Below are 9,520 nucleotides of genomic sequence, written 5' to 3'. Positions count from 1 at the left end.
CATTCATTTAATACTTGACGGAGCTGGCTACCACCGCAGTGAGTTAGTAAAAGTAGCGGCTAAGGAGTTGGGTATTGAATTGCACTATTTACCTCCTTATAGCCCTAATTTAAATCCTATAGAGCGACTGTGGAAGGTGATGAGTGAATATGCAAGAAACAATAAATACTTTGCAACAGCAAAAGAATTTCGACAGAGTATTAATGAGTTTTTTAGCCTTACCCTTCCCGAAATTGGTAGTACTTTAACGAGTAGAATTAATGACAACTTTCAAACCTTCAATTTTGCAGTTTGAAGTGCGATGAGCTAGATGCGAAATATTATCAAGTCGTTTGGGTATATAACTTATTTTTCCTTTTTTGATCAAAAAAAAGGAATGCCGTAGCATCCCTTTGTATGGTTAGTTTATAGAAAGGTTATTTAACCTCTTTCCATACACCCCATTCGCCAGTTGTGCCAGGCTCTTGGCCTTTAGTCCACCAGCCAGCAACATAAGTTGTACCGTTTACGATAACAGTATCACCATTGTTGTAAACCGTTCCTGCATTCCAAGTTGAATCACCAATTACAGGTGTTGGAGTAACAACAGGCGTTGGTGTCACTATGACAGGAGTAGGAGTAACAACAGGAGTAGGGGTAACGACGACCGGTGTAGGTGTAACTACACTACCGCCTTCACAGGGTACTTCAGTCCAGAACCATGATGCGGCAGAGGGCGTTTCCCATAAACCTGGGTTATTTTTTGCTTCAAAACATGAACCATTGTAAGAAACAACATCACCATTGCTTACTTTCGTTTTACCAGGAACAAATATGGTTACGTCACCGATAACAGGAGTTGGCGTAACTACCACAGGAGTAGGCGTAATTACCACAGGAGTTGGCGTAACTACCACAGGGGTTGGCGTAACTACCACAGGAGTCGGTGTAACTATCACAGGAGTCGGTGTAACTACCACAGGAGTCGGTGTAACTACCACAGGAGTCGGTGTAACTACCACAGGAGTCGGCGTAACTACCACAGGAGTCGGTGTAACTACCACAGGGGTTGGCGTAACAATAACAGGACCAGACCAATCAGTTGTACCTTGTGGGTTAAGAACAGCTTGGTTCATCGCGTTTAAAATCTCGCCATTCCCATCGCCATCAATTTCCCAAGAGAAGATACCACCAAGGCCTAAGCTACGTAGGTAGTCACCTTTAGCAAGTACAGATTTTTTTGTATCGTAAGTAAGTAGTGTACGGCTTACTTCATCCCATACATAAGATGCTTTTGCAACATCATCCCAACCAACGATTGCATTTTGATTTGCTTGTAAGAATTTGAGCACACCACGGTAATCCATGATACCTGCTTCCCATGCCCAAGCTGCTTCATTTACGTCAGTACCAGAGCCACCTAAAGAGCCGCTAAATGGGCTACCTTCAGCTGAGTTGATATGTGAGCCAACAGAGCCAATTGGGTTACCGTTTTCAGCAACAACATCTTGCCATCCACGCGCGTACATTGCAGCGCCAACAACTAATTTATTTGCTGGAACACCTTGTGCAAGAAGAATCTTAGTTGCGTTATCTAATGTGTATTCAGGTTTACCAGCGAATTCGCCAACACCGTCACATTTGTCTGCAGAGATGTGTGCGCCACAGTAGATACCCGTTTGGTGGCCTGTATTTGGACCCCAAGCACCGTAGAAGTCGTAAGACATCATGAAGATATTGTCCATGTACTGAACAGCTTCACCGTAATCTACATCTTGTAATTTATCGTAACCCACACCGATTGCTGATGTTAATTCATATTTACGGCTGTATTTAAGCTCTAACTCGTCAAGCATCGCGCGAAGTTCTTGCATTAATGCAATGTAAGCAGGGCCATCGTTTACAGTATCACCTAAAGATGAGTTTGCACCGCCACCACCTGGGAATTCCCAGTCAATATCGATACCATCATAGAATTTCCATGTTTGTAAGAACTCTTTTGTAGAGGCAACAAATACGTCACGGTTTGCTTTGTCAACAAAACCATGGAACGGGTCAGATAATGTCCAACCACCGATTGAGGGGAGAATTTTAAGATGTGGGTAAGCATTTTTAAGTGCCATTAGGTTACCGTAGTTACCTTTACCAATTTCAAGAGAGCCCACAGATTTTCCGTCTAAACGCTTTGCAGGAGTACCGTAAGTAGCGTTAAGTGCAGCCCATGAATCGTGAATAACTACTTCGTAGTCTGCTGAATCAGCACATACTTTTTTAAGTAATGCGTGACCAGATGGATTTGGCTCTAATAGAGATTGGTTATCGCCAGTACCACCACAAATTGGAATGAAGCCGTAAATGATGTGTGTTAGGTTGTTTGCAGGAATATCGTTAACTTCAAATTTTCGACCGTAAACGCCCCATTCAACAAAGTATGTACCCACGATTTGATCAGGATTTTGTGCGTAAGGTGTGTTTACTGCATCTGTTGTCATAGGCAATTTACCTAAGTGAGAACCATCTGTATCAGAGATAAGTAGTTGTGTTGCTGCACTATCAGTACAACCGTCAGCGTTACATAAACGCACAACCATCTCTTTTAAGCCACCTGTTGTGAAAGGAATAACAGTACTTCCACCTTCACCAGCGCCTTCAATAGCGATATCACCATCAATAAGAACTTGCCAAGAAGTTGCTTTATCGCCAGCCCAAACATTCCAAGCAACAGGAACTTCAACGACGTCTACACGTGTGTAAGAAGATTTGTAACCAACAGTAGCATCAGTATTGATGGTAACGAAACCAAGCTTAGAGTAATCAGCCCAAGCTAAAGCGGGTGCGGCAGGTGCTGCTAGAGCAGATGCACTAATAGATGCTGAGATAGCAAGTGCAAGTGTGCTTTTTAATAATAGGTTTTTCATAAAAAACTCCATGATAAATTATTAAAGAGTCTAATAAAAACGCATCGTTAACCTTTGACTATGTTTTTTATATCGCTAGTTAAGGCTTGTTTAACAGTTTGTTTTTATCAGATATCTTCCGTGATATCGGGTGTACAAAAAGAGATGTACCTGACTAGGCTACTTTTTAAAAAGCGTGTATGCAATGCAAATAGGGGAATTAAGGGGATAAAATTGAACTTGATCGCAAAAAAATAAAAGATAAGCTAAAAAATAAAAAAGGTGCGCTGTATGCTAATGTTTCTAAGGGATCACGCTATTTACAGGAAAGATAAAGGGTTGCTTTTTTGTGCTAACCCTTTGTATGAATAAGATTTCAATGTGATATTAGTGCGATAATATTTGCTCTAAAAATAGTTTTAAACGATCTGATTGCGGGTTATCAAAAAATGAGTGAGGATCATTTTCCTCAATAATTTGCCCTGCATCCATAAAGATAACTCTGTCTGCTACTTTTTTAGCAAAACCCATTTCATGAGTGACACAAATCATGGTAATTCCTTCATCAGCAAGCTCTACCATAACATCTAATACTTCTGACACCATCTCCGGATCAAGTGCGGAAGTGGGTTCATCAAAAAGCATAATTTCAGGGTTAATACATAAACAGCGTGCGATGGCGACACGTTGCTGTTGCCCACCTGATAGTTGGTTGGGGTATTTATTTGCTTGATCAGCAATTTTCACTCGTTCAAGGTAATACATTGCATTTTTTATTGCTTCTTTACGTGGCACTTTATGTACCCATGTTGGTGCAAGTACTAAGTTTTCTAACACAGAAAGATGTGGAAACAGGTTGAAATGTTGGAACACCATGCCGACTTGTGAGCGAATATGGCGTACTATTTTGACATCATCAATCAGCTCGGTGCCATTAATATGTATCTGTCCTTGTTGAAATTTTTCAAGGTGATTTAAACAGCGGATCGTAGTGGATTTCCCTGAACCTGAAGGGCCACAGATAACCACTTTTTCACCCTTTTTAATGGTTAAGTTAATATCTTTTAGCACATGGAAATCACCGTACCATTTGTTAACGTCTTTCATTGAGATCATAATTTCTTGTTCAGACATAATACTTCCTATTAATGTTCGGTGTTAAACTTGCGTTCAATCGATTTTGAATATTGTGACATGCTAAAGCAGATAACCCAGTAGATGAAGGTAACAAATACATAACCTTCAATCTCGTAACCTAACCACAAGGTATCACTGTTAGTGAGTGTCACCATCGCTAAAATATCAAATAGGCCAATGATTAACACTAACGTAGTATCTTTAAACAACGAGATAAAAGAGCCCACTAAATTAGGGATGGATATTTTTAATGCCTGTGGCAGGATAATAAATATCATACCTTGCCAATAACCGAGACCTAAAGATTTAGCTGCTTCATATTGCCCTTTAGGAATTGCTTGTAAACCACCACGTACTACTTCGGCGATGTAAGCTGCTTGGAATAGCGTGATGCCAATCAGTGCGCGTAACAGCTTATCAAAGTCGATGCCGTCACTGAAAAACAGAGGCAGTACCACAGAGGCCATAAACAAAATAGTGATAAGTGGCACACCACGGATAAACTCAATAAAACCAATACATAAAGTTTTTACAATGGGCATATCCGATTGACGACCCAGTGCCAGCACAATACCAATGGGAAATGAAGCAATAATACCGACGGCAGCCACAACAAGGGTGAGCATTAATCCCCCCCATTTTTCGGTGCCTACAGTTTCAAGGCCAAACCAGCCACCGCTAATTAATACAAAACAGATGAAAGGGTAGGTCAAAATAGCAACAATTTTTACTTTGATATTACCAACAAACTTAAACGAGCCAAGAAATAATACTGTTATTAATAACACCAAATTAGGTCGCCAATGCAACGACTCAGGGTAAAATCCATAGATAAATTGGTCAAATTTCTCAATAATGAATATCCACCTTGCACCTTCATTGACAATCTCTTCTTGCGTGCCACTCCATGTCGCATCAAAAATCATCCAGGTTAGAAGTGGGGGGATAGCCAGATATAAAAAATAGAAACCTGTTAACGTTAATAAGCTATTTTTTATATCTGGAAATAGATTTTCTCTGAGCCAAAAAACAACACCTTTGCTGGTTGAAGGTGCGGGTTTTGTCTCTTTCATAGTATAAACCGGCATAATTATCTTCCTTTAATTTCCATTTTTGCATTGATCCAATTTAAAACCAGTGAAATAACAATGCTAATGGTGAGGTACACTGCCATGGTCATTAAGATGATCTCAATCGCTTGTCCTACTTGGTTAAGTGTGGTGCCTGAAAATAGCGTAACCACTTCAGGATAACCAATTGCTGTTGCCAATGATGAGTTTTTAACCAGGTTTAAATATTGGTTAATAACAGGGGGAATGATCACACGTAATGCTTGTGGTAAAACTACTTTACGTAAAATTACGTGCTCTTTTAAGCCTAGCGATTTTGCCGCCTCTTTTTGCCCGAGAGGGACTGCTTCAATACCAGCACGTACCGCTTCGGCTATATAGGTGGCCGTGTAGATACTCAAAGCAAAAATAAGCGCTAATAACTCCGGGATAATAGTCAGGCCACCTTTAAAGTTAAACCCTTTAAGTTGCGGGTACTCAGCACTAATAGGCTGGCCACTGATAAAATAAACCAGTAGTGGAGCAAAGATTAAAATAGCGATAGAAACTTTAAAAAGAGGGAACTCTTTGCCCGTTAAATCGTGATGTTTTTTAGCCCAACGTGCTAAAAAAAACACCCCGATAATTGCGAGGATAAAAGCAATTAAAATAAAACCACTGCCTGATTCAAAGATAGGTTCAGGGGTCAATAAACCGCGATTATTTAAAAAGAAACTATCAAAATAGGTAAAGCTTTTGCGTGGACTTGGTAATGCAGCTAGTACCACGTTATACCAAAAAAGAATTTGTAATAGGATAGGGATATTACGAAATGTTTCGATGTAAATTAATGACAGTTTAGCGATTAAAAAGTTGGGTGATAAACGGCCAATACCAATTAACAACCCTAACACGGAGGCAAAAAACACCCCAATAATAGCAACCAGTAGGGTATTTAATAAACCCACCACAAAAACATCGTAATAAGTTGAGGCACCATCATCATAGGGGATCAATGTTTGGCTAATGCCAAATCCAGCCACATCATCTAAAAAAGAGAAGCCAGTGGTAATGCCTCGTTTCTCTACATTTTCAAACATATTAGAGGTGAAATAATAAGCTAAAAAGAGAACAAAAAGCAGTGCAAGTAGTTGATAAATAATCGCACGATTTTGTGGGTTATTTAAAAAACCATTACCAGTAGGGGCTGAGGATTGAATTTTATTCATAGTCTAACCTAGTGAAAGGGAAACTTAAAAAAGGGGGCGATGCCCCCCGAATTGAGATTAAATAATTATTTAGCGAACTGGCATCGAGTACATTAACCCGCCTTTGTTCCATAAATTATTCAAACCACGATCGATGTTAAGTGGAGAGTCTTTACCCACATGTTTGTCAAATGACTCACCGTAGTTACCGACATTTTTGACGATTTGGTAAGCCCAATCTGATTTAAGACCGAGGTTTTCACCCGCTTTACCTGAAGTACCAAGTAGGCGCTTCACACTTGGATTATCAGACTTGAGCATTTTATCAACATTCATTGATGAAACGCCTAATTCTTCTGCTTCAAGCAGTGCAAACAAAGTCCAGCGCACTACATTAAACCAAACATCATCCCCTTGTCGTACAACAGGGCCTAGTGGTTCTTTAGAGATGATTTCAGGCAACACTTTTACTGAGCTTGGATCTTTCATTTTTAATCTTAAACCATATAACTGTGAAGCATCAGAGGTAACTGCATCACAGCGACCTTTTTTGAAACCATCAATAGTTTGACCAGATGTATCATAAGTCACCGATTTATATTCCATATTATTCGCTTTGAAATAATCGGTAAGATTAAGCTCAGTGGTCGTACCTGCTTGAATGCAGAAAGTTGCACCATCTAACTCTTTTGCTGAATTAATGCCCAAGGATTTATTGACTAAGAAACCTTGACCATCATAGTAGTTTACACCTGCAAAGTTTAAACCTAATGAAGTATCACGAGTTGCTGTCCATGTTGATGCGCGTGATAATACGTCTATTTCACCGCTTTGTAGTGCGGTAAAACGCTCTTTGGCAGTAAGGGGAATATATTTAATTTTAGATGCATCACCTAAAACAGCACTGGCAACTGCACGACAAAAATCAACATCAATGCCTTTCCAAACGCCTTTTGAATCTGTTGCTGAAAAGCCCGGGATACCTGTAGAGACACCACAATTAAGGGTACCTTTTTTGAGGACTTGAGCCAACGTATCAGCGGATGCGAAGGTTGGCACTAACGCAGTAAGACCAAACAACAGCGCAATTTTTGTTAATTTCATCTGAATATTCCTTATCTATTATGAGTATGATTTTTTATATCAATCTCAGTCAGCATAGATAAGCTGCGTTAGAATGCTAGTTTGTTATCAAGTTGTTAACAGTTTTTCGATCAGCCTCACAAAATTTTTTACTATATCAGCTACGTGTCTATTTTTTGATCATTTGTGGTTTAGGTTCATCGGATCTTTTGCTTGTTGTTCGTTTTTTGTCGATTCACAGTGTTTTAGCAATAAAGCAAGTTTATTTGCGCTCCAAACGTGTGAGTTGTCACTACAACACTTTTCTAGTATTTTAATCTCGCTACTCAACTGTTGCTTCTGTTGTTGATTCAGTGTGGTTTTATCTGCAAATGTATGAAGACTTTTTAGTGTGGGGTATTGTTGCTGTGCATAGGCTAAAAGCGCTTTATAGCTCTCTCTTGCACTGTTTTTAGTTAGGCTGTTTTGTAGGGTGGTATAGTGGTGATTGAGCGGTGTAACCTTAATTTTTTTGATTTGATTATTGGTTGTCACTGTACGGCGGTATGAAAGATGATAAAAGATCATAAACAAGATAATAACAATTAACAATGCTGCCGTTATCTGCCAGTAGATAAGCGCACCGTTATTTACAATGATGGTTGGCTTCGGCTGGTTTATTTCAGATTGCGGAGTAGGGGGGATATTAATCGATTGTTTCTCCGCTGCGATAATAGTCAAATTTTGCGCTGGAAGTGTTGCTGTTTGTTGTTGATTAGTACGACTGTTAAACCAGTTAAGTTTTATCTCTGGTAGTGTGAGAGTTCCCACTTTATCGGCAATAATGGCATGGCGAATAATACGTATCCCATACGTTAGCCCATTGACTTGCCCCTCTTCAAGCTGATCTTGATCGGGATAAACACGCAGTGATTTCGGATAGTTTAACTTTATATTCGGTAGTTTATCTTTGTCGATAGAAGCGATTTGTAGGGTGATGCTACGGGTGATTGGCTCACCTACGTTATAACTTTGTGCCGTTAAATTATTGTCTTCAATTAAACGCAGGTCTTCACTGATTAGCCATTTACCTTGGAAATTTTCAGGGATCGCTTTTATATTAATCGTTAAACGCTCACCACGGACATTAATGGGATCGGAAATGACTCTATTTTGCCATTCACTCACGGCCACCACTTTACGCAGTGTGCCCGTTAAGAGTGGCGAATCGATTTCGAACTGACCTGCTTGTGTTGCATTCATTTTATATTGACGGGTAATCGTATTGTAACGAATGCCATTACGTACTGTTTGGCTATTTTTATCTTTACCAAAAACAGTGGCGTCTACTCCGTCAAAACGAGGAGCAAGCAGATCTAACTCATTACTGTTTTGTGATATATAAAGTTTAGTGGTAAAAATGAACGTTTGGCCGATATAAACATGTTCTTTATCGATACTATTCTCAATAAAAACAGCACTGTTATTATTTACCCGCTCTTTTTGCGAGGCTTGGATCACTTTAATTTTAATCGCCTCCGTGTATAGCTCGCCAATTTTAAGTGAGGGGATGGTTAATTGCCCTATTTTCTTCGCTTGTAGTCGAACTTGCCATTGTGTTTGCTGACTGAATTCTCCATTAATATATTCAGTTTTCTGGCTTTGTGAAGAGCGATAAACAGTAAATGATGTTTCCAGTGGACGGGTATCTAGCTGATAATCATCGTCATTATCGTTAATGCTAATGGTTAAAATAAACAGATCGCCTAATACTACACTGTTATCACTCACGGTTGCGCTGACCTGTACCGCTGAAAGTACAGGAAAACTTGTTAATAATGCGCCTAAAAGTAAGCCAAAAAGAGAAAATTTAGATTTCATTACCAGATAACTCCGTTGTTATTTGTTTGCTTAACAGGTTGAGACTGTAACCGTTTTCGATATTCTTGCTGCATTTTTTTGCGAAGTAGAAATGAGGGATCATCAGGCATGTTTTTGAGCCAGTTGGGGAGATCTTCTAACTCTTGATTCACCTCTTCATCTGTTTCTGTAACTTGTTGTTTCTGTTGTTCATCTTGTCTTTGTTGTTCATCCTGTTTTTTCTGTTCAGACTGTTTTGCGTCTTGTTTGTTCTGTTTTTTCTGTTCAGACTGTTTTGCGTCTTGTTCGTTCTGTTTTTTCTGTTCAG

General features: G+C 39.5%; 7 protein-coding genes and 1 pseudogene. 1 reads left to right on the top strand and 7 read right to left on the bottom strand.

The window, feature by feature from the left end; genetic code table 11:
• A partial coding sequence (locus tag G322_RS0114600; RefSeq protein WP_028866655.1) for an IS630 family transposase occupies positions 1 to 295 on the top strand: 295 nt, incomplete at its 5' end.
• Positions 296 to 416: 121 nt separating this feature from the next.
• On the opposite strand, the gene G322_RS0114595 is transcribed toward G322_RS0114600, so the two are convergent.
• From G322_RS0114595 to G322_RS23770, 7 genes and pseudogenes are all read right to left on the bottom strand, one after another.
• On the bottom strand, positions 417 to 2,897 hold the full coding sequence (locus tag G322_RS0114595; RefSeq protein WP_022942481.1) for a glycosyl hydrolase family 18 protein: 2,481 nt from the start codon (positions 2,895 to 2,897) through the stop codon (positions 417 to 419).
• Between the two features lie 366 nt (positions 2,898 to 3,263).
• Entirely contained in the window at positions 3,264 to 4,010 is a 747-nt protein-coding gene (locus G322_RS0114590) for an ATP-binding cassette domain-containing protein (protein ID WP_022942480.1), read from the bottom strand.
• Positions 4,011 to 4,021: 11 nt separating this feature from the next.
• Positions 4,022 to 5,101: an amino acid ABC transporter permease gene (locus tag G322_RS0114585; protein ID WP_022942479.1), complete on the bottom strand. Its 1,080-nt coding sequence runs from the start codon at positions 5,099 to 5,101 to the stop codon at positions 4,022 to 4,024.
• A 2-nt stretch (positions 5,102 to 5,103) separates the two neighbouring features.
• Positions 5,104 to 6,291 carry an amino acid ABC transporter permease gene (locus G322_RS20960; protein ID WP_022942478.1) on the bottom strand — a complete coding sequence of 396 codons (1,188 nt, stop codon included), beginning with the start codon at positions 6,289 to 6,291 and terminating at the stop codon, positions 5,104 to 5,106.
• A 69-nt stretch (positions 6,292 to 6,360) separates the two neighbouring features.
• Positions 6,361 to 7,374 (bottom strand): amino acid ABC transporter substrate-binding protein, encoded by a 1,014-nt coding sequence (locus tag G322_RS0114575; protein ID WP_022942477.1) that lies wholly within the window; start codon positions 7,372 to 7,374, stop codon positions 6,361 to 6,363.
• Between the two features lie 159 nt (positions 7,375 to 7,533).
• Complete coding sequence (locus G322_RS20955) at positions 7,534 to 9,213, bottom strand: BatD family protein (RefSeq protein WP_022942476.1); 1,680 nt, start codon at positions 9,211 to 9,213, stop codon at positions 7,534 to 7,536.
• Positions 9,213 to 9,520 (bottom strand): annotated as a pseudogene (locus G322_RS23770) (hypothetical protein); the annotation flags it as partial. The pseudogene G322_RS23770 and the gene G322_RS20955, both read right to left, overlap by 1 nt.

The organism is Psychromonas hadalis ATCC BAA-638, assembly GCF_000420245.1.
Lineage (GTDB): Bacteria > Pseudomonadota > Gammaproteobacteria > Enterobacterales > Psychromonadaceae > Psychromonas > Psychromonas hadalis.
Note: the sequence above shows the minus strand (reverse complement) of the source record. Positions and strands in the feature narration are given on the sequence as shown.